Genomic DNA, 21,638 nt, shown 5'->3' on the forward strand with positions numbered 1-21,638 from the left:
GGCGGCGCCGCGGTGGGTCACGTCGGCCAGCATGGGGCCGGAGACCAGACGCGGCTGGGCCTCGAGGGGCGCGGCGAGGAGAACAAGAGCGAGAACAAGGAAGCGCATCGGTAGGGGAGAGGTGCGACGGAGATCGCGTCGGAGTCGGGCACAAAGAAAACGCCGCACCCGGGGGCGCGGCGTTACGAAGCGGAAACGAGCGCGCCGACCTCGAGGTCGGCACCCACGAGCTACTCGTCGTCGTCCTCGTCGTCCTCGAAGACGGGGACCGGGCGGACGTCCCACAGGAGCATCTGCTCCAAGTCGGCGGAGTCCTCCTCGCCGTCCTCATCGGAGAACAGGTAGTCGCCGAGCTTGTCGCGCTGGCCGGACGGGACGCGCTTCCACGCTTGGCCCTCCTCGTCCTCGAACTCAGATGGGAACGGGCTCACGACGCGGTAGCCGGGGTGATACGAGCGGTATTTCTTGGCCGCCTCGTACAGAGCTGCGCGCCGCGCGCCGGGCCGCGTGGCGCTGTAGCCGAGCACCTTGAACGGGGCGATCTCGATGATCGCGATCACGTCGTCGCCCTCGTCCTCGGGGTCGGAGTACTCGGGACGGACCACCTTGAACTCGTCGGGGTGGGGATACGCGCTGCGGTCGTCGAACATGGGATCTCGGTCGTGGGACCCGGAAGGTACCGCGCGCCGCGCCTGGGGCTCCCCGGCAGGGTGTCCGTGGAGTCGCTTTCCCGCCCGATTCACCGCCCCCGCCGCTTGCTCCCAAACCGCCCTCCGCGGTAGACTCGACTCTCCACCGCCCCCTGACCGATGGACGACCTCTACGACGACGACCCCGAGTTCGACGACGACCTGGACGACAGCGACCTCGAGGACGACGACCTCGACCTCGATGACCTGGACGACGATGGGGATCTCGACCTCGAGGACGACGACGAGTCGTTCGACATCGACACCTCATTCGACGACGACGACTTCTGATGGCGGCGGTCGACCTCGAGGCCGGAAAGGGGTTTCGCAGAGCGCTTGTGAGCCAATCCGTCTGCATAACGGACGCATCGAGACTGGCGGTTTGGTCAGCCGCTATTGGTGAGTGTGGTCCAATTGGAGAACGATCCGTGGTGTGGGGCCGTCCTCGAGGGCGAGAGAGGTCTGAGCATCGGCCTGCATAACGGAGGCGCCTCGAGGGCGTGGCGCGAGGTCTTGGTCTTTCTAGGGCACGGGATCGTGCTCTGCGCGCTCTCATCCACGATGTGGATAACCCGTGGATGGAACCCTCTTGCAGGAGAAGTCCTCGCTCCGGTTACTTGGTGCTCGTCCGACGGCCGTCCCCCCACGATCCCGCGCCGACCTCGAGGCCGCCACATCCCGTGGCCCGCCCTCGACAATCGACCTCGATCAGACCGTCCTTCCGGCGCTTCCGGCCGTTCTCACGCAGCGTGAGGGCGAGGCCCCGGGGCGCCGTTTTCGTCCCCCCACTATTTATCACCCATGGGAAAGAAGAAAGCCCCCGCCATGTCCGGCGGGCTCACGATCGACCGCGTCTTTTCGGCCGAGGGGCAGCACCCGTTCGACAGCGTCTCCTGGACCTCGCGCGACGCCGCCATCAAGAGCTTCAGCGGTGAAGCCATCTTCGAGCAGAACGACGTCGAGTTTCCCGAGGCGTTCAGCCCGTTGGCCGTCAACGTCGTCGCCTCGAAGTATTTCTACGGCGACATCGAGACCGGCAACGGCTCGCCGGCCGAAGGGAAGCGCGAGCACAGCCTCAAGCAACTCGTCCACCGTGTCACGCGGACCATCACGGACTGGGGCAAGGAGCAGGGCTACTTCGCGTCCGAGGCCGACGCCGAGACCTACTACGACGAGCTGACCTGGCTGTGCACCAACCAGTACGGCGCGTTCAACAGCCCGGTCTGGTTCAACGTCGGGCTCGGCGCGCAGTACGGCGTCCGAGACTCGGGCGGCAAGACGATCTCGGGGTGGGACTTCGAGAAGGAAGAGGTCGTCGACGTCGATCCCTACGAGCGACCGCAGGCGAGCGCGTGCTTCATCATCTCCGTCGAGGACTCCGTCGACGACATCTGGCAGCTGATGGGCGAGAGCGCCCGGCTGTTCAAGTTTGGATCGGGCGTCGGGGCGGACTGGTCGAAGCTTCGCTCGTCGCATGAGAAGCTGTCGGGAGGCGGCATCCCGTCCGGCCCCGTCTCCTTCATGAAGGTGCAGGACGCGACGGGCGGGACCATCAAGTCCGGCGGCAAGACGCGCCGGGCGGCCATCATGCAGACGCTCAAGGTCTGGCACCCGGACATCCTGGAGTTCGTCGAGGCCAAGCAGACCGAGGAGCGCAAGGCGTGGGCGCTGATCGAGGAGGGCTACGACGGCTCGTTCAACGGCGACGCCTACGGCTCGGTCGCCTTCCAGAACGTGAACCAGTCGGTCCGCCTGGACGACGCCTTTATGCAGGCGGCGCGCGACAACACGTCCTACGACCTGACGGCGGTGACGTCGGGCGAGGCCGTCAAGACGGTCGAGGCGAGCGAGATCCTGCACAAGATCTCGGAGGGCACGCACATCTGCGGAGACCCCGGCGCGCAGTACGAGGACACGATCCAGCGCTGGCACACCTGCAAGAACACCGGCCCGATCAACTCGAGCAACCCGTGCTCCGAGTACATGTTCGTCGACGACAGCGCCTGCAACCTGGCGTCGCTGAACCTGATGAAGTTCAAGACGGAGGACGGCCTGTTCGACGTCGAGCGCTACCGCGCCGCGGCCCGTCTCTACCTGACGGCCCAGGAGATCCTGGTCGACAACGCCGGCTACCCGTCGGCGCGCATCGCGGCGAACAGCCACAAGTTCCGCCCGCTCGGGCTCGGGTTCGCCAACCTGGGCGCCCTCCTGATGTCGATGGGCCTGCCCTACGACTCCGACGAGGGACGCGCGGTCGCCGGTGCCTTGATGGCCATCGAGCACTGCGAGGGCTACGCCCGTAGCGCCGAGATGGCCTCGAACCCGAAGATCGGGACGTTCGACGGCTACGCCGAGAACGAGGAGCCCTTCCTCGAGGTCATGCGGATGCACCGCGACGCGGTCGCCGAGATCGACGCGTCCTGTCCGCAGTACCTGCGCGACGCGGCCCAAGAGTCGGCCGACCGGATGGTGGCGCTCGGTGAGGAGCACGGCTACCGGAACGCCCAGGCGACGGTGCTCGCGCCGACCGGCACCATCGGCTTCATGATGGACTGCGACACGACGGGCATCGAGCCCGACCTGGCGCTCGTCAAGTACAAGCTGCTGGCCGGCAAGGGCGACGGCCTGATGAAGATCGTCAACCAGACGGTCCCGGAGGCTCTCTCGCGGCTCGGCTACTCCGACGCGGAGGCCAAGGTCATCCTGGACTTCATCGAGAAGAACGACACCATCGAGGGCGCGCCCGGCCTCAAGGACGAGCATCTGCCCGTCTTCGACTGCGCGTTCAAGCCGCACAACGGCGAGCGCTACATCTCGCACATGGGCCACATCCGAATGATGGCGGCGTGCCAGCCGTTCATCTCGGGTGCGATCTCGAAGACGGTCAACCTGCCCGAGAGCGCGACCATCGAGGACATCTCCGACGCCTACATGAAGTCGTGGGAGCTGGGCCTGAAGGCGGTCGCGGTCTACCGCGAGAACTCGAAGCGGAGCCAGCCACTCTCGACCAAGTCTCAGGGCGACACGGACGACAAGGCCATCGAGGTCGGAGACGTCGACCTCGAGGTGTCCGGCGACGGCGCGTCCTCGGGGGCGCCGGAGATCCGCGAGATCGAGAAGGTGGTCGAGAAGATCGTGTACCGCCCGCACCGCGAGCGGCTACCGGACGAGCGTCCGTCGGTGACGCACAAGTTCTCGGTCGCTGGTCACGAAGGCTACCTACACGTGGGGCTCTACCCCGAGGGCCACGCGAACGCGGGCCGGCCGGGCGAGATCTTTATCACGATGGCCAAGCAGGGCTCGACGATCGCGGGGCTGATGGACAGCTTCGCGACGGCGATCTCGCTGGCGTTCCAGTACGGCGTCCCGCTCGAGGACCTGGTGTCGAAGTTCGGCCACGTTCGGTTCGAGCCGGCCGGGTTCACGAACAACCCCCAGATTCCGATCGCGAAGTCGATCACGGATTACATCTTCCGCTACCTATCGCTCAAGTTCTTGGGCGGCGGCGATGGCGCGACGGCGGACCTTGCTGAGGAGGAGGTGTCCGTAAACCCTAGCGAGGCCGCGGCCGCTGAGGCAGATCGCCTCGGTCCCGCGGCCGACCAAACGCAGGCGGACCTGTTCGCGACGGCCCAGGCGGTCGTGGACGCCGGCCAGCCTCACATGGGCGGCTCCGTCGAGGCCGTACTCGAGGCCGACGCGAGCGGTCAACTCGGCGCGTTCCAGAACCAGGACGACGCGCCGGCCTGCCCCAACTGCGGCGGCATCACAGTGCGGGCCGGGTCGTGTTACAGCTGCCCCAATTGCGGCTCCTCCACGGGCTGCGGCTGACGCAGCCTCGAGGTCGATTCTCTCGAGGCTCGTCCTCGAGGACGAATGGCGCCCCCGGCTGCGAACGTGGCCGGGGGCGTCGTATTGATCAGAGGGGAGTTATCCACAGCCTTATCCACGCTGTAGCCACGCGGCGTGCTTTATCGACTCCCAATAGCGATACTAAAAAAGCGCCCCGTCAGCTGTAACTGACGGGGCGGAACTCGAAGCGTCGCCTAAGTGACGTCCACTGCCGAGGGGGATCCGATGGTAGTGAGAAACGGGCAGGTGGCGCAACATGTGACACTAATCGACAAGCCGACCTCACCCACTCCATGTCGAAAGCAAGTAAGCGGCTCGCGCGTCTTCTAGGCGGAGCGTCAGATTCTCAGTTCTCCTTTGAAGAGTTGAGGAGCACCCTTCTCCAGCTTGGTTTCGAGGAGCGGACACCGAAAGGAAGCCATCACACGTTTGCTCACCCGCGAGTCCGAGATATCTTGACCATTCCGAAGCGGAAGCCGATAAAGCCGGTCTACGTTCGCAAGGCTCGCACGATCATCACAGAGAATCGGCTCACAGACGATGGAAGCTCCTGACCTCCGCTACGAGATCGTCGTTTACTGGAGCGATGAGGATGAGGCATACATCGCGGAAGTCCCAGAGCTTCCTGGATGTGTCTCGGATGGCGACACGTATACGGAGGCCACCGAGAATGCAGAGGACGCGATGCGCGCGTGGATCGAGACCGCAGTCGAACTCGGTCGCGAGATCCCCGAGCCCAAAGGGCGTCGCCTCCAGTTCGCTTGATCTGACCTCGAGGTCGGAAGAGATAGGATCGCCCTCGAGGACGCGTAGGTTCGGCGCCCGGCCTCGAGGCTGACTTCCGCTATGCCCGACCTCGACGACACGCGCGACCTCGCGCTCCGACTGATGGACGGCCTCGGCCTCGAGGTCGCAGGCGCGTCGCTCCGGGAGCGGGGGTGGACGTTCGGGTTCGACCGTGCTCGTAAACGCCTGGGCGCGTGCCATCCTAACGCCAAGCGGATCACGCTCTCAGCACACCTGACAGCGGTCCTGCCCGCAGAGGACGTCGAGGACACAGTCCGGCACGAGATTGCGCACGCCCTCGACCACGAGCTCTACCCGACACCTCGGCAGCGTCGAGGACGGACAGCGCACGACGCGACGTGGAAGGCGCTCGCGGCGCGGTGTGGCGCCACGCCGACGCGATGCTTTTCGAGACCGCTTCCCGACGACCCTGGCGCCCCGTACCAAGCGTCGTGCCCGTCGTGTGAGGCCGCGCACCCACTCTACCGCGAGCCAATCCGAGCCCGACTCTGCCGAGCGTGCTCGTCGTCCTCGAGGCCGGTGTACCTCCGCATCGTTCACCGCGAGACCGAGCGGGTGATCTGGCCCGGAGGATTGGAGCGCGGGGCGTACGGCGGTACATCGGGCGTGACCGCGACGTGCGGCGGCTGCGGCGAGACCGTGCAGCGCGCACGTCGTTCTCGACGGCCCGTGGCGTGCGCCGCGTGCTGCTCCCGCCACGCCGGAGGCCGCTACGACGACCGCTTTCGGCTCCGCTTCGCCTGAGCCCAGACAGGGCGCTCCCCATCGTCCCCATGACCGGAACGCTCGGCCGCGACGGTCCATCCAACCGGGACACCCCCTCGAGGACGATGGCGACGATCTGGTGGATCAAGCAGGACTTCCGGCTCGCCGACAACCCGGCCCTCGTTGCCGCCCTCGAGGCCGCCGAGAGCGTCGTCCCGGTCTTCTTGTTCGAGCCGGCCGTCCTCGAGGCGCCCGAGACGAGCGGGTTCCACGTCGCGGCGTGGTGCGAAGCCCTCGCGGACCTTCGGGAACGACTCGGAGGCAACGTGCTCGCGGTGCACGGCGGCGCTGTCGAGACGTTTGACAAGATCCGCGACGCGGTCGGTCTCAAGGCCGTGTACTCGCACGAAGAGATCGGCGCGAGCGTGACGTACGAGCGCGACAAGGCCGTCGCGGCGTGGTGCGACGCGAACGGTGTCGCGTGGCACGAGCATCGGCAGACGGGCGTCTTTCGAGGCAAGCTCGACCGCGACAAGCGGGCCAAGCGGTGGAAGGAGTTCATGGCGGGCGGACCGTTGCCGCCGCCATCACCACGGGACCTCGCGCGGCTCCGGGTCCCGGAGGCGTTGCGCAGCCTCAGCTTCGAGGTCGGCGTCCTCGAGGTCGACGCGTTTGGGCACGGGCTGAGTCCGGCGCAGCGCGCCAACCGGCAGGCGGTCAGCGAGACGGCGGCGCAGGAGACGTTGCAGAGCTTCCTGTTCGACCGCGGCGAGTGCTACTCGGGCGGCATCTCGTCGCCCAATCTGGCGTTCGTGTGCGGCTCGAGGCTGTCGGTCCACTTTGCGTGGGGGACGACGACCGGCCGCGCGGTCTACGCCGCCACCGAAGAGCGACAGCGTGAGCTCCGAGCGGACCCCTCCGACGACGCCAAGCAGTGGGCCAAGTCGATGAAGTCGTTCAAGAGCCGGCTGCACTGGCGCGACCACTTTGTCCAGCGGCTCGAGACCGAGCCGCAGATGGAGTTTGAGGCCCTCAACCCGGCTTACGACGCGCTCCCGACGCCCGGCGACGACCACTTCGACGCCTGGTTCGAAGGCCGCACCGGCTGGCCCCTCGTTGACGCGTGTATGCGGTGCGCGCATGAGACCGGCTTCCTCAACTTTCGGATGCGCGCGCTCGTCACGTCCGCCGCCGTCCACACGCTGCGGATCGATTGGCGCCGACTGATCCACCCGGTCTCCCGGCTCTGGGCCGACTACGTGCCGGGCATCCACATCGCCCAGACCCAGATGCAGGCGGGCGTGGTCGGCATCAACCAACTCCGCGTCTACTCGCCCGACAAACAGCTCTCGGACCACGACCCCGAAGCGACGTTCGTCAAGCGCTGGCTTCCCGACCTCGAGGACGTTCCGCCCGAGGTGATCCTGAAACACCACGTCCGCCCGATCCCTGGCTACCCGGAGCCGCTGGTCGACCGGATCGCGTGGGGGAAAGCGTTCAAAGCGGACTTCTACGCGATCAAGCAGCTCCCCGAAACGAAGGCGCTCGCCGACGCCGTATACCAGCGCCACGGTTCGCGACGGCCTCGGCACGCACGGACGTGGAAGAACAACGGCCCGCCGAAAAAGCGAGCTCCGAAGAAGCCGGCTCCGCCCAAGGCCATCGGAGACCTGTTCGATGGGGCGTGATCTCGAGGACGCCCCTCCGACCTCGAGGCCGCTCCGCCCTGCGCGTAGGTTTCCCCACCCAGCCCCGACCTCGATGCGTCTCGTTCCTCTTCTCGCCGCCCTTCTCGCCGCTCCCGCGTTCGCACAGCCGGGGATCGAGATGAACCGCCCGAACGACATGGCGTGGCCGGACTCTCTGATGGATGGGATGCGCCCACCTGCCGAGGTCGCCGCGCTCTACGAGATCGCCGCCGCCGTCGACACGGACCGCGTCGAGGCCGACGTCCGAACCTTGGCGGGCTTCGGCACGCGGCACACGCTGAGCGACACGGTCTCGGAGACCCGCGGGATCGGCGCCGCTCGGCGCTGGATCAAGGCCGAGTTCCAACGGATCTCCGACGCCTGCGGCGGCTGCCTCGAGGTCGTGGAGCAGCGGCGGACCATCTCGGGCGAGCGCCGGATTCCCGATCCCGTCGAGGTCGTCAACATCCTGGCCATCCAGCGCGGCACGAGCGACCCGGACCGCTACGTCGTGATGTCGGGCGACATCGACAGCCGCGCGACCGACGCCCTCGATGGCGTGAGCGACGCGCCGGGCGCCAACGACAACGCGACCGGGATGGCCGGCGCCATCGAGGCCGCGCGCGTCCTAAGCCAGTACCAGTTTCCGGGCACCATCGTCTACGCCGGGCTGAGCGGCGAGGAGCAGGGCCTGTTCGGCGGCCAGATCATGGCCGAGATCGCCCGCGACGAAGGCTGGGACATCGTCGGCGTGGTCAACAACGACATGATCGGGAATAGCTGCGGCATCGACGGCGTCTGCGACAACACCTCGGCGAGAGTCTTCTCGGAGGGCACGCGGCCGACCGAGTCGGAGCGCGAGGCGCGTGTCCGGCGGTTCACGGGCGGCGAGGTCGACTCGCCCTCGAGGAACCTGGCCCGCTACGTGGACCGGATGGCCGACGAGTACATCCGCAACCTCGACATCATGATGATCTACCGTCTCGACCGGTTCGGGCGCGGTGGCCATCAGACGCCGTTTACGAATGTTGGCTACCCCGGCGTGCGGATCATGGAGACGCACGAGCACTACGACCGCCAGCACCAGGACCTGCGGACGGAGACCTACCCGGACGGCTCGCCGCGCCACTACGGCGACACCGTCGAGTACGTCGACTTCGACTACACGGCCAAGCTGACGGCGCTCAACGCGGTCGTGCTGGCCGGCATCGCGGGCGCCCCGCCGCCGCCGACGAACGTCGTCATCGAGGGCGCCGTCCAGCCGTCGACGACGCTCTACTGGGACGGCCCCAACGCGACGAACCCCCAGCACGCCGGGTACCGCGTCTGGTGGCGCCTCACGACGAGCCCGCAGTGGGAGCACTCGGTGTTCGTGCCGGCCTCGAGGGCGGCGCGGCAGAGCTACACGCTGGAGAACATCGTGATCGACAACTACTACTTCGGCGTCTCCGCGGTCTCGGCGGACGGGAGCGAAAGCCCCGTCGTGTTCCCCGGCGTGATCGGGGCCTTCGACTACGCGCCGGAGTAGTCGGGATCGCCGGGGAATCCGACGGGTACACGTTCGGCTCATGCTTACTCCGTTCATGCACCGTCTCCTCCTCGTCGCTGCCTTCCTGCTCGCCTCGGCCTGCTCCGACGGGGAGGTCGCGGACCGGCCGTCGAACCCGACCGAAGGGGAGGTCGACATCGTCTCGAACGAGGACACGACCGCGATCGGCGTCTCCGACCTCGAGGTCGACGTCGACACGACGGGGCCGGCTCGCATCGAGGTCGCGGGCATGTCGGTCCCGACGCGCGCCCTCGCGACGGACATGGAGAGCGGCGACCGCGCTTGCTACGTCATGCTCCGCGAGGACGGCGGGGCCGCGACGACCGTCATGGCCGACTACTCGGTGTGCGACTCGGACGTCATCATCGGCCGCCGCGTCCAACTCGATTACGAGCCCGGCAATGTGATCGCGGAGTCGTGCGAGGGCGACCCGGACTGTCTCGACACGGAGACCGTCGCCATCGCCGTCACGGCCGTCCCGATCGATAGCGAGTGAGAGCCGTCGTCACGGGCTCGAGCGGGTTCCTCGGCAGCGAGATCGCAAACGCGCTCCACGCCCGCGGTGCCGACGTCGTAGGGCTCGACCTGGCTGCGCCGACCTCACGGTTCGAGGACGGACGCGGACCGTACGAGACGCAGCGTGCCGATCTGTCGTGCCGGGGCGAGTGGGTCCACGTCCTCGAGGGCGCGGATCTTGTCGTCCACGCGGCCGCGAGGGTGGGGGAAGCGGGGACCAAACGGCAGTTCCTGGCGCAGAACGCGGACGCGACACGGCTCGTCCTCGAGGCTGCCGCCGATGCAGGCCGGCTCGTCCACCTCTCGTCCATCGTGGTCCACGGGACGTCGTTTCCGGATCCGTGTCCCGAGGACCACCCCGTCCAGCCAACCGGGAATCCGTACACCGACACCAAGATCACGGCCGAGCACTCCGTCCTCGAGGCCGCCGCCGCGGGCAGGGCCCGCGCGTCCGTCGTCCGGCTAGGCGACGTCTACGGGCCAGGCAGCCGGCAGTGGACGGTGCGGGCGGTCGAGATGCTGAAGGCCGGCACGTTCGCGCTCGTCGACGGCGACCGCGGCGTGCTGTCGCCGGTCTTCGTCCAAGACGTGGTCGCGAGCGTCCTCGAGGTCGCGGACCACCCGGACGCGCTCGGGGAGACGTTTCACGTAACGGGCGGTGTCGGTGTATCTCCTCGGGAGTTCTTTGGGTTTTACGCCCGGATGCTGGACGTGCGGCTGCGGTCAGTTCCGCCCCTCGTCGCTCGCCTAGCGGCACCGATCATCGCGGGCGTCAGTCATGGCGTCGGGCGGACGCCGCCGCTCTCTGGGCGCACGCTCGAGTACGTCACGCACCCGGGCACGTACTCGATCGAAAAGGTCGGCCGTGTCATCGGGTGGCAGCCGGCGGTCGGCCTCGAGGACGGGATGGCGCAGACGGAGGCGTGGCTGCGCGAAACGGGTCGGATCTGAGTCGTTGGCTGGGCCGACCTGGCGGTTCTCGAGGGCGAGCAACGTCGGCGCTCGCTCCGTGTCTATCGGTCACACCCCGACCGCAGCCATGTCGCTGATCCGCCGCACGCGCACGCCTCCCGCCCCGGCCTCGCCCATCGCCTTTGGCATCGTCCTGTTCGGACTCCTAGCGATGATGGCCTTCGCCGGCGGCATGTTCTGATCCGACCTCGAAGGCGAGCCTATTCGACTGGGAAGTCGAAGTGGGTGCGCGGGTGGGGCTCGTTGCGCAACGTGAAGTGCCACCACTCCTTGGAGTAGTTGTTGAACCCACGCCGGCTCATGGCCGCTCGCAGTCGTTGGCGATTGCGACGGGCTTGCGCCGAGACCTCCGTGCTGTTCGTGGCAGAGGCCGTGCTCAAGCAGTCGTAGGCCGTCCCCATGTCGAGGTCGCCCTCGTGGAGGCGCCCGCCCCCTGCGATGTCCGGCCCGGTCGGCCCGGTGCGGGGGCGGTCGCAGCGGGGGAGGTTGCCGTCCGGGGTGGGGAAGTCCGTGCGCACGGCGTCCTGGACCGGCAAGGGCACCAACGTCAGGTCGACCGTCGCGCCCCGGCTGTGCCCACTCCGCGTGGCGATATAACCGCGCGAGAAGAGCTCCCCCTTCGGCTCCTCCGGGTAGAACGCGTCCTTCATCTCCAGGGCGCTCGGCGTGTTGGCCCACGTCACGAAATGCCGGACCGCCGACTGTGGCCGGTAGCAGTCGTACACCTTGAGGCCGAGCCCCTCGCCCTCGAGATCGCGAGCGACATCTCCGAGGGCCTCGGCGGCGCGGCGGACCAGGATGCACTCGGGCGCGAGGTAGCTGGTGATCGGCTCCCCGACAAAGTTGTACGACGTTGTGTAGCGGATCTCTTGGGCGATCTCGGGCGCCGTCTCGCTCAGCCGGACGAAGTCCTCGGGCAGCGCCGGGCGCTCCGTCGTGTCGGCGGGGGCGACGGTCTCGACCTCGAGGACGGTATCTGCAGCGACGGGCGCTTCGACCTCGAGGACGGCCGGCTCGGCCGAGGCTTGCTGCTGGTGGCACCCGGACGGCGCGGCCAGCGCGACGCCGACGATGCCGGCCAGGAGCCAGGGGAAAACGGGGGAGCGAGACATCAGAAGCCGGCAATGGGATCTCAAAGTAGAGAACGCCATCGCCGGCTCCTTGGTCTCATCCGCGTCCTCGAGGCCGAGCCGACCTCGAGGACGGGCGCTAGCCGAGCGTCAGGACGACGCGCGTGGCGCCCTCGACCTCGACGCGCTCCATGAGCGCGGTGCCGTCCTCGTACATCGGCTGCATGACGTAGCAGCCGTCGGCGAGGTCGAGCGAGAACTCGTCGCCGGGCATCATGAAGTCGTCCTCGAGGTAGTTGTAGGCCCACTGGTCCATCTCGCTCCAGTCGTTGCCCTCGCTCTCGCCGCACCCGGCGAGGTGCAGAAAGATGACGGCCATGCCGGTCGCGTTGACGACGGTGACCTCGCTTCGTTGAGCGGTGGGGGAGATCCAGCCGGCGGTGAGCAAGACGGCGGCGAGGGCGGCAATGCGTGTCATGTGTCGCGTGCGTTGTGGAGCCCGAGGCTACCGAGGGGCGCCCTCGAGGGCGTAGAACCCGAGATCCACTCTTCAGGAGCCGCCCCGCGAGTGCCGATACCCCGTCGGTACCTTCGGACTCACACCGGTGCTCTATGTCGTCCCCGCTCGTCACGATCGCCGCTGTCGTTGTCCTTGGGATCGGGGCGCAGTGGCTGGCCTGGCGGACCAAGTTCCCCTCGATCCTGCTCCTGCTCGGGTTCGGGTTTCTCGCGGGGCCGGTCACGGGGTTTTTGCCCCAAGAGGCTCTGCAAGGCGAGTGGCTGTTCCCGTTCGTCTCGCTCGCCGTCGGAATCATCCTGTTCGAGGGCGGCCTGACGCTGCGGTTCGACGAGTTCCGGGAGGTCGGGAAGGCTGTCGTGAACCTGATCACGATCGGCGTGGTCGTGACGGGCGTCTTGGGCGCGATCGGCGCGCACTACATCGCGGGGTTCTCGTGGGAGGTCGCCGTGGTACTGGGCGCGCTCCTGACCGTGACCGGTCCGACGGTCGTTCTCCCCCTCTTGCGCCACGTCCGGCCCGCGGGCCGCGTCGGGACGATCGCGAAGTGGGAGGGGATCACCATCGACCCGATCGGCGCCATCTTGGCGGTTCTCGTCTTGGAGACGGTGATCCTGCTCCACGAGCCATCCCAAGCGGCTGGAGACCACGGCTCGCCGTGGAGCGCACTGGCGCAGGGGATTGCGTTCGAGATCGTGGTCGGCGTCGGCGTCGCGGTTTTGGCGGCTGTGCTCCTGGTCTTTCTTCTACACCGGCGGTTGGTGCCAGACTGGCTCCAGAACCCGGTCGCGCTGATGGTGGTGATCGCGGCGTTCGCGATCTCGAACACGTTGCAAGAGGAGGCCGGGTTGTTGGAAGCCACGCTCTTGGGCATCATTATGGCGAATCAGAAGTACGTCTCGGTGCGCCGGATCGTCGAGTTCAAGGAGGACCTGCGCGTGCTGCTGATCTCGCTCTTGTTCATCGTCCTGTCGGCGCGGCTCGACCCGAGCGCGTTCGAGATCATGTGGGCGCCGGGACCGCTCCTGTTCTTGGCGTTGCTGATGCTGGTCATCCGGCCGCTGTCCGTCGTGATCTCGTCGTGGGGGACGGGTCTCAACTGGCGCGAGCAGGCGTTCCTGTCGTGGCTCGCGCCGAGGGGGATCGTGGCGGCGGCCGTCGCGAGCCTGTTCTCGTTTCGTCTAACTGAGTTCTTCCCCGCGGAGGCTGAGCGGATCGTCCCGGTCGTGTTTCTCGTGATCGTCGGGACGGTCGCGGTGTACGGGCTCACGATTTCGCCCCTCGCGCGCTGGCTCGGACTCGCGCAGCCCGATCCGCAAGGCGTGCTGTTCGTCGGCGCCCAGCCGTGGGTCCAACGTGTCGCTCGGGCGCTCCAGTCGCTCGGCATCCGCGTTTTGCTGATCGACGCGAACGACCGCAACGTCCGCCTCGCGAAGCGAGCCGACCTGCCCGCCCAGCGCGCCAACATCCTGGCCGAGGGCGTGATCGACGACCTCGACCTGAGCGGGATCGGGCGGTTGCTCGCCGTCACGCCCAACGACGAGGTCAACGCGCTCGCAGCGCTCCACTTCGGTGAGGTGTTCGAGTCCGACGAGGTCTACCAACTCCCGATGCGGGCCGACGGGCCGACGAGCGCAGCGACGGAGATCCCGCGCCACCTCCGGGGCCGGCCGCTGTTCGCCACCGACGCGACGTACTCGTCGCTCGACGAGCGGTTCGACGCCGGCGCCACGATCCACGTCATTCGGATCGACGAGTCGAGGTCGTTCAAGGATCTTCGAGAGGAGACCGAGGAGGGCACGCTGACGCCGCTCTTCCACGTCCGCGACGCCAAGGTCCGCGTCTACGCCGAGGACGCCGATGTCCAGCCCATCCCCGGTGACGCCGTCATCGTCCTGACGGACGGGCCGCTCCGAGATCGCTGGACGAGCGCCCGCCCAGCGGCAGCGAGTCCGCCCGAGTCCGTCCTCGAGGGCGACGGCTTGCCTGCACCGGTGGTCGCATCCGAACGCTGACCCGTCCTCGAGGTCGGCTCGGGGATTCGGTCGCCCTCGAGGACGACTTTCCAAGTTGGCGCATCGGAGTTGGTAGACCTCTCCACCGGGCGCGGCCATCGCTTCGCTCAGCGGACGCTCCGGCTGTCCCTCCGTTCGAGAGGGACACTCGGAGCTTGCCACGGCGGGGCTCTCGTCCATCTCGAACCCCGCGAGATCGAGCGGCAGTCCGTTCCGCCATCGAGGTCGGCGTCCTAGCCTCGAGGGCACCGCGCGCTGCGACGAGCGTCTGAACCGCCTCCCGCCGAGCTCCCATGCGCATCGCTCTCTGCCAGATCAACACCACCGTCGGCGACCTGGCCGGCAACGTCGAGCGCGTCCTCGAGGACGCGCGCCGCGCCGCCGCCGCCGGGGCCGACCTCGCCGTCTTCCCCGAACTCTGTGTCACCGGCTACCCGCCGCAGGACCTGCTCGACCGGCCCTCGTTCCTGGACGACACCGACGAGGCCGTTCGGTACCTCGCCCGTCACGCCCCCGAGGGCCTCTCGCTCCTCGTCGGGGCGCCCGTCCGTAACGACTCGCCCGTCGGCAAGAGGCTTTACAACCAGGCGCTCCTCCTCGAGGGCGGCGAGGTCCGCGACGCGATCTCGAAGACGCTCCTACCCACGTACGACGTCTTCGACGAGTACCGCTACTTCGAGCCGTGTCCTGACCGGCGCGTCCTCGAGGTCGGCGGCTTGCGCTTGGGACTCCACATCTGCGAGGACATGTGGAACAACGAAGAACAGGTGCCTTACCATCTCTACTCCGCCAATCCCATCGACGAGCTCGCGGCGATCGGGATCGACCTGTTCGTCAACATCTCGGCCAGCCCATACGCCGTCGGGAAGCCGATCGAGCGTCGCGAGCTGATCCGGGAGAGCTGTCGCGAACACGGCGTGCCATTCGTCTACGTCAACGCCGTCGGCGCCAACACGGAGTTGGTGTTCGACGGCGGGAGCCAGGTCCAGTCGGCCGAGGGCGGGGTCTTGTGGCACAGCGACCTCTTCCGGGAGGACTTCTTCGTCTGGGACACCGAAGCGCCCGGCACGCCCATCGAGGTCGCCCCCGAGGGGGATCCCGCGACGGCGACCGCCGAGATCCACGACGCGCTCGTGCTCGGTGTTCGGGACTACGTCGAGAAGACCGGCGACGGCGTGTTCGACAAAGCACTCATCGGACTGAGCGGGGGGATCGACTCGGCCGTGACCTGTGCCATTGCCGTCGCAGCGCTCGGGGCGGACCGCGTCGTCGGCGTCACGATGCCGTCCGAGTACTCGTCATCGGGGTCCGTCGACGACAGCCGCACGCTCGCAGAAAACCTGGGCATCGAGTTCCACGAGGTCCCGATCGCGACCGCCGTCGGCTCGTTCGAGGAAATGCTCGCACCGATGTTCGAGGGCACAGAGGACGGCGTGGCCGAGGAGAACATCCAGGCCCGGTCGCGCGGCGTGACGCTGATGGCGATCTCGAACAAGTTCAGCCACTTGCTGCTCACGACCGGCAACAAGTCCGAGATGGCCGTCGGCTACGCGACGCTCTACGGCGACATGTCGGGCGGCCTGGCCGTCCTGTCCGACGTGCTCAAGATGGAGGTCTACCGCGTCGCCGAGTACATCAACCGGCTCGCCGGCCGCGACGTGATCCCGCGCGACACGATCACGAAGCCGCCGAGCGCCGAGCTCCGCCCCGGCCAGGTCGACTCGGACTCCTTACCACCGTACGACGTCCTCGATGCGATCCTGGCCCGCTACGTCGAGGAGCACCGCTCGCCGGCGGCGATCGCGGCCGAGACTGGGTTCGACCTCCAGGTCGTTGAGCGGATCGCCCAGATGGTGGACCGGAACGAGTACAAACGCCGGCAGGCCGCGCCAGGCCTCCGAATCAGCTCGAAGGCGTTCGGGAGCGGCCGCCGCGTCCCCATCGTCATGCAGAGAACGAGCGTCGACGGGACCGTCCTCGAGGCCGCACCCGCGGCGGCGACCGTCGACGTGTAGGGGCACAACCCCCGAGGTCTCGCGGAGGCGAGCTCCGTCCTCGAGGGCGCGCCTTCTACCAGGCTGCGCGGCGCTGCGTCGTCTCTGGCGCAGGCGGAGTCTCCTGAACGGTCTGCCGCCGGTCGGTCGACTGGCGCCGGCCGGGGCCCGCCCGACCGCTCGCTTCCCGGCGGTCCCTCCCCGAGCGGCGCTCGCCCGTCCGGTCGTCCTTCGAGGACGGAGCCGTTTCTCGCCTCGCGTCTCCCGGCGGTGAGCCGCCGCTCCCAGACCCCGGCCGGTCCTGCGTGACCCGTCCCCGAGGGTCTAGGAGGAGGTACTGGCCGTGGAGGCCCAGACTCTCCTGACGGTCCTCAGACGGAGTCCGGATCGGCTCCGAGACGGCGACGGGAGGCGAGGGGAGAGCGTGACCTCCCTCGAGGACGGCGCCCGTGAAGTAGTGCGCCAGGATGTGCCGGTAGTCGCGGCCGAGCCGTGCCTGACCCATCGCGCCGTACTGGCTCATCCCGACGCCGTGGCCGAACCCGCCGCCGCGCAACACGTATTGATCACCCTCCAGAGACAGGTCGAACTTGGTGCTCTTGACGGTCCGCCATCCTTTGGCGGCGTTGATCCGTCGGCGAAACTGGGCACCGGTAATCGCCGGACGAGAGGCGCCGAGCGCATGCATTCGCGTCACGCGGCCGGACCTCGACCGCTCTTCGATGACGATCCCGGTTGCCCCCGTTCCCACGACCGAGGACAAGGCGCTGAGAGCCTGGGGTCTCGGAATACTGGTCTCCCACGAATGGTGAGGCGACCCCTCGTCATACGGATCTGGGACTCCGCGCAAGTAGGGGACGGGCGTGCTGCTCCACGTGGACTCGTTGTCGGCCGTGTGTCCACCTGACGACGAGAAGTACGTGCCGTCTGCCAGTCGGCCGCTGTACGTCATGACCACGCCCTCCGTGCTCTCCGCGGCTAGGTGCGAGGTGGCTGTGATCGTCCCGACACCGCGAAAGACCTGGGACCCTTGGTGATCATCGAGGTCGTATGTGGGGTTGGATCCCAGCCGGCGAAGGGCGTACGTACGCGCGAGGACGGCCTGCGCCTTGGCCGCCTCAGGCACGTCGAACCCGAGCTCTGCCGCGACGACGCTCGCGACATAGGGGCGAAGGGGGCTCGCGTTGACGATGTCGAGCTTGGAGCCGACCGATCGTACCGCAAGTTCTCCAGCGTACTCACGGTCGATCCGACCGACACGAAGCCTGAGCCGCTGCCCGAGGACGCGGACCGTCTGGCCAGACATCGACTGGTTCCCAAAGCTGGCCGTCACCCTCGAGGACGATCGCGCGATGGTGACGCGCTCGCCAGATCGAAGCGCGCCGGCCTCCCGCTCGTCGACCTCGATTCGGACGATGTCGGAGACGGCCTCGACCTCGATCTCTTGGTAGGACTCGCTCCCCAGCAGTCGGACTCGGACTGTCGGGTCGGACTGAGCCGTGACGGGCAGCGCGGCCAGGAGTAAAGCTATCGAGCCGCAGCAAATGGATCGCATCGAGGGGAATAGAAGCGTGTCTCTGTAATCGATTATCCGGAGGCGTCGCTTATCTCACCTGAGAGGATGGAATGGAAGCGTTCCATGCGTGCGACCTAGGTCCCTCGAGGTCGTCGGGCGTAACGACCCCTGTCGCAATCGCTACCACAAAAAAGCGGCCTCGCTCCCGAAAGAGCGAGGCCGCCGGCGGAAGACCGGCTTCAGAGCCAGCCCCGAACGCCCGCCACTTAGTAGGGGTCGTAGGAGGGGTTCTCGAGCAAGAACTCGAACCGCTCGCAATCGACGGGGAGGGACTCGACGCGGCGGTTGCGCTCGCAACCCGGGCCGGGATCTTCCTTGTCGCAGGTCGGGACCGCGGTGCCACGGTTGCGGACCTGGAGGCGCGTCGAGTTGACGCCGCGGCTCAGGTAGTAGTCGTAGACGGCCTGCGCACGGCGACCCGCGAGACCCATCCCGAAGCTGTCCCCCTCTGCCGTGTCTGTGTAGCCGTCGATAAAGACGCAGCACGCGGAGTTGTCGAGGAGCAGTTCGACGTTCTCGTCGAGCAGAGCGCGAGCCCGGCGGTCGAGCGAGCCGGTCCCGTAGTCGAAGTAGACCGAGTTGAGCTCGACCAAATCACACACGAGCGGTGCGGGCGGCGGCGGCGGAGCGACCGGCGGCGGGACCACCACTGGCGGTAGGACGACCGGCGGCGGAATCGGAGCACGTCCGCCACCGCCGAATCCGAGGCGGAGACCACCCCCGATCAGTGCGGAGTTGAAGCGCGTGTCGAAGGACGAGTTGCCTCCATCCACCGGAGGCTCGGGGTTGGGCTCCTCGCCCAGCTTCTCACACTCGTGCGGATCGTAGTTCGGGCCATCTTCCTTGCAGTACCCGTTCGGGTCCGGGCCGAAGGCGGCAGCGAACCGTTCCGTCCCTACTTCCGTGATGCCGAAGCGGTAGCTCGCTTCGCCATACAGGGACACGTTGTCGCTGATGCCGTACTCGAGGCCGAGGCCGACGGGGATCGCGAGAGCCGTGGTCTCGACACCGGGTGACGCGTCGCCCGTCGCGAACAGGCCGGACAAACCGGTGAACACGTACGGCGCCAAGCCACGCCGCGGGTTGTTGAAGTAGTACAGCAGGTTGGCCTCGGCGAGGATCACCTCGCTCGTCAAGAACGGGTTGTCCGATGCGAAATCGAGGTCGGGTCGGTTGCTGTCCGCACCGATGTTGAGCAGGCCACCCTGCAGACGGCCATACAGGGGAGCCGATAGCGGGAACGTGACCTCAGCTGTGACGCCGAGGTTGGTCGCGACGATGTCGTCCTGGAAAGCGGCCTGGCCGACGAGAAGGTCCGGGCCGTCGTAGACCGAGGCTCCAACGCCCAGGCCGAGGCGCACGCCTGGCCACTCGTCGTTGTCCCGGGCATTGTCGTAGAACGGGTCGTCGAGCCCGTTGTAAACGGGCTGGGCCATCGCTGAAGCAGCGACGACCAGACCGAGAGCCAGCATAGATACAAGGCGAGTCATAAGTCCGAAGGCGGGGGTAGTGACCATCTGCTGAGCCGACATCGGTCTCAGGCGAGCGTTCGTAGGCCGGGTATCAAAAACCCCGCACCCCGCGTGTGTCCAGCATTCACTCCCAGAGACAGACCCGATCCGTTTCCCCCACGCGTGACTGTAGCCCCAGAGGGTCGGCATGTACGCCCTCGAGGTCGACGAACCGAAGGCCGCTTGGCGCCAGCCTGGCTGCACCGTTACGACTTGCCACAAAAAAAGGGGGCGACTCGCCGAAGCAAGTCGCCCCCAAGAGCGCAAGGCTCAGGGCCATCTAGGCCAGCTTAGAAGCCGGCGCAGGACGACGGGATCGAGTCGGCACGGCGTGCGCGGCTGTCACCTGGGCCTGGATCCTCCTTCGGGTTCGCGTCCGGATCGACACCGCGGCCAATGGCGCGGAGGCGGTCGGCGTCGATGCCCTGGGAGACGTAGTACTGCATCACTGCGTCGGCACGGCGCTGCGAGATCCGCATCGCATCGCCCGGCTCAGCGCCGTCGCTGTAGGCGTTGATCGTGACGCAGATGTCCGGGCAGCGGCGCAGGATCTCGATGTTCTCATCGAGGCGGCTCATGGCGTCAGCCGTGAGGGTCGCAGCTCCGTAGCCGAAGAACACCGGGTTGAGCTCCGTGATGTCAGCGCAGAACGAGTCTCCGACTGTCACCGGAATGGTGCAGACGTCGGTGCCGTACTGGTTGGTCGCGGTGATCGTGACCGTGTACGAGCCGGTGCTGCTGTACGCGTGGCGTGCCGGGAGCGTCGAGGCCATCGTGCCGTCGCCGAAGTCGACCATGATCTCGTCAGCCTCCGTCGCCGTGGCGTTGACCGTCACCTGCTCGCCGGCGTTGACCGTCGAGGGCGTTGCGCGGCAGCCAGCGAGTGTCGGCGGGATCGGCTCGTCCTCAACCGTGACGAGGCAGGACTCGGAGTCCTCTCCGCCCTGGTTCATCGCCATCGCGGTGACCGTGTAGGTCCCCGGTGCGGAGAACGCGTGCGAGGAGCTCATGCCGGCACCCGTCGTGCCGTCGCCCCACTGCCACGTCGTGGTGACGGGCTGGGTGGCGTCCGGGTTGGTCATCATCATGAACGACCCCGTCTGGCCCGTGAAGAGCTCGGCCGGGCACTCGAGGCCCTGGATCTCAACGGCCGTGTAGGGAGCGCGGAAGGCGAACTTGAGGCCGCCACCGAGCGTGGCGAGGACGTCAAAGTCAGCGTCATCCGCCTCAACTCCAAACGCACCCGGGTCGGCACCATCGAGGGCGACGTCCGGGAACGTGAACGTTGACTGTCCGGCGAGGAAGAGGCTGAACTGAGGTGTCAGTGCGATGTCGACACCGAGGCCGACGACGGGGCCGAACCCGAAGACGTCGTCCTCGACGCTCCCGTTGTCCCGCTCGTTCTCCGTGCCTTGGCCGGAGATGACGGCACCGCCGAGCTCGACGAACGGGCTGATCCGAGCCGCATCGAAGGGCATGTAGCGGAACAAGCCCTGAAGCTGGTAGGCCTCGCCACCCTGGACGTTGTTCGTCCCGTCGAACCGGAACCCATCGTTCAGGGCCGGAACGTCGTGGTACATGAAGCCAATGCCGAACGAGAGGTTCTCGTTGAACAGGTAGCCGATCTCGCCACCGACTCCGAAGCCGGGGTTGTCGAGGCCGTCACCCGGGTCAGGTGTCGCCTGGTCCGGGTCGTCGTCGGAGTTTCCGTCGAGGTCGCCGTAATAGCCCGTTGCACCGCCGCGGAGGAGGATGTAGATAGACTCGCTGGGGCGTACGACCTGGGCCTGGGCTGCGGTCGCCAGCAGGAGGACTGCGCACCAGAGGAAGATGGATGAGACTCGCGGCATCGCGAAGGTCTCTGTTCGAGGTTGGGGCATTGGAAAGGGGGTGGGTGTGTGGTCCTACGGCCGGAAGGGGCAAGGCCGCATAAGTGGTGGGCGTTCGGACCCGGATTCAAGTATCCGAACCGCGAGGCATAGTAGCAAGGAGCGGACGAAGCGCACCCTCGATATGACGAACAAGCGGTTTAGACTCGACACCTCTAGGCGTCTCTGAGTACGTCAGGACCTAGAGTGAAGGGGGAGGCGGGCAAAGAACGGTCCCTAAACCAGCGGCGACATGGGTCGGTTCCGCTGGGGGGACGCTGGGCGTTGTCTACTCACAGTCTTGCAGTG

18 protein-coding genes are annotated in these 21,638 nt (G+C 67.4%); 12 read left to right on the forward strand and 6 right to left on the reverse strand.

Going from position 1 to position 21,638, the window contains the following annotated elements; translation table 11 throughout:
- Window positions 1-230: 230 nt before the first annotated feature.
- Entirely contained in the window at window positions 231-650 is a 420-nt protein-coding gene (locus WBA11_RS06750) for a hypothetical protein (RefSeq protein WP_424519939.1), read from the reverse strand.
- A 159-nt stretch (window positions 651-809) separates the two neighbouring features.
- Here WBA11_RS06750 and WBA11_RS06755 point away from each other — a divergent pair, with 159 nt between their 5' ends.
- The 10 genes from WBA11_RS06755 (at window position 810) to WBA11_RS06800 (ending at window position 10,959) form a co-directional block, all read left to right on the forward strand.
- A complete protein-coding gene (locus WBA11_RS06755; protein WP_424519940.1) occupies window positions 810-980 on the forward strand; it encodes a hypothetical protein in 171 nt (56 codons plus the stop codon).
- Between the two features lie 510 nt (window positions 981-1,490).
- Window positions 1,491-4,520, forward strand: coding sequence for a vitamin B12-dependent ribonucleotide reductase (locus WBA11_RS06760; protein WP_424519941.1), 3,030 nt, complete (start codon window positions 1,491-1,493; stop codon window positions 4,518-4,520).
- 314 nt (window positions 4,521-4,834) lie between these two features.
- Window positions 4,835-5,095: a type II toxin-antitoxin system HicA family toxin gene (locus WBA11_RS06765; protein ID WP_424519942.1), complete on the forward strand. Its 261-nt coding sequence runs from the start codon at window positions 4,835-4,837 to the stop codon at window positions 5,093-5,095.
- Entirely contained in the window at window positions 5,082-5,306 is a 225-nt protein-coding gene (locus WBA11_RS06770) for a type II toxin-antitoxin system HicB family antitoxin (protein ID WP_424519943.1), read from the forward strand. Before WBA11_RS06765 ends, WBA11_RS06770 begins: the two co-directional genes overlap by 14 nt.
- An 81-nt stretch (window positions 5,307-5,387) precedes the next feature.
- Window positions 5,388-6,092, forward strand: coding sequence for a SprT-like domain-containing protein (locus WBA11_RS06775; protein WP_424519944.1), 705 nt, complete (start codon window positions 5,388-5,390; stop codon window positions 6,090-6,092).
- Between the two features lie 29 nt (window positions 6,093-6,121).
- A complete protein-coding gene (locus WBA11_RS06780; RefSeq protein WP_424519945.1) occupies window positions 6,122-7,741 on the forward strand; it encodes an FAD-binding domain-containing protein in 1,620 nt (539 codons plus the stop codon).
- Window positions 7,742-7,898: 157 nt separating this feature from the next.
- Entirely contained in the window at window positions 7,899-9,269 is a 1,371-nt protein-coding gene (locus WBA11_RS06785) for a M28 family metallopeptidase (RefSeq protein ID WP_424519968.1), read from the forward strand.
- Between the two features lie 55 nt (window positions 9,270-9,324).
- Window positions 9,325-9,786: a hypothetical protein gene (locus WBA11_RS06790; RefSeq protein WP_424519946.1), complete on the forward strand. Its 462-nt coding sequence runs from the start codon at window positions 9,325-9,327 to the stop codon at window positions 9,784-9,786.
- Window positions 9,783-10,757, forward strand: coding sequence for an NAD-dependent epimerase/dehydratase family protein (locus tag WBA11_RS06795; RefSeq protein ID WP_424519947.1), 975 nt, complete (start codon window positions 9,783-9,785; stop codon window positions 10,755-10,757). The genes WBA11_RS06790 and WBA11_RS06795 overlap by 4 nt, the downstream gene beginning before the upstream one ends.
- A 58-nt stretch (window positions 10,758-10,815) precedes the next feature.
- Window positions 10,816-10,959 (forward strand): hypothetical protein, encoded by a 144-nt coding sequence (locus WBA11_RS06800; protein WP_424519948.1) that lies wholly within the window; start codon window positions 10,816-10,818, stop codon window positions 10,957-10,959.
- Window positions 10,960-10,978: 19 nt separating this feature from the next.
- On the opposite strand, the gene WBA11_RS06805 is transcribed toward WBA11_RS06800, so the two are convergent.
- Together WBA11_RS06805 and WBA11_RS06810 are read right to left on the reverse strand one after the other, a co-directional pair.
- The gene (locus WBA11_RS06805; protein ID WP_424519949.1) at window positions 10,979-11,890 is read right to left on the reverse strand and encodes a M15 family metallopeptidase; all 912 of its coding nucleotides are present in this window, start codon (window positions 11,888-11,890) and stop codon (window positions 10,979-10,981) included.
- A gap of 97 nt (window positions 11,891-11,987) precedes the next feature.
- Entirely contained in the window at window positions 11,988-12,326 is a 339-nt protein-coding gene (locus WBA11_RS06810; protein WP_424519950.1) for a hypothetical protein, read from the reverse strand.
- Window positions 12,327-12,460: 134 nt separating this feature from the next.
- Here WBA11_RS06810 and WBA11_RS06815 point away from each other — a divergent pair, with 134 nt between their 5' ends.
- Window positions 12,461-14,380 carry a cation:proton antiporter gene (locus WBA11_RS06815; RefSeq protein ID WP_424519951.1) on the forward strand — a complete coding sequence of 640 codons (1,920 nt, stop codon included), beginning with the start codon at window positions 12,461-12,463 and terminating at the stop codon, window positions 14,378-14,380.
- Between the two features lie 293 nt (window positions 14,381-14,673).
- The gene (locus tag WBA11_RS06820; protein ID WP_424519952.1) at window positions 14,674-16,395 is read left to right on the forward strand and encodes an NAD+ synthase; all 1,722 of its coding nucleotides are present in this window, start codon (window positions 14,674-14,676) and stop codon (window positions 16,393-16,395) included.
- A 55-nt stretch (window positions 16,396-16,450) separates the two neighbouring features.
- Here WBA11_RS06820 and WBA11_RS06825 read toward each other — a convergent pair whose 3' ends face one another.
- The 3 genes from WBA11_RS06825 to WBA11_RS06835 all read right to left on the reverse strand — a co-directional run bounded on the left by WBA11_RS06825 (window position 16,451) and on the right by WBA11_RS06835 (window position 21,311).
- Complete coding sequence (locus WBA11_RS06825) at window positions 16,451-17,929, reverse strand: SpoIID/LytB domain-containing protein (protein ID WP_424519953.1); 1,479 nt, start codon at window positions 17,927-17,929, stop codon at window positions 16,451-16,453.
- Between the two features lie 227 nt (window positions 17,930-18,156).
- A complete protein-coding gene (locus WBA11_RS06830) occupies window positions 18,157-19,422 on the reverse strand; it encodes an OmpA family protein (RefSeq protein ID WP_424519954.1) in 1,266 nt (421 codons plus the stop codon).
- A gap of 329 nt (window positions 19,423-19,751) precedes the next feature.
- Complete coding sequence (locus WBA11_RS06835) at window positions 19,752-21,311, reverse strand: PKD domain-containing protein (RefSeq protein WP_424519955.1); 1,560 nt, start codon at window positions 21,309-21,311, stop codon at window positions 19,752-19,754.
- Between the last annotated feature and the right edge of the window lie 327 nt (window positions 21,312-21,638).

The organism is Rubrivirga sp., from assembly GCF_049648075.1.
Classification (GTDB): domain Bacteria; phylum Bacteroidota; class Rhodothermia; order Rhodothermales; family Rubricoccaceae; genus Rubrivirga.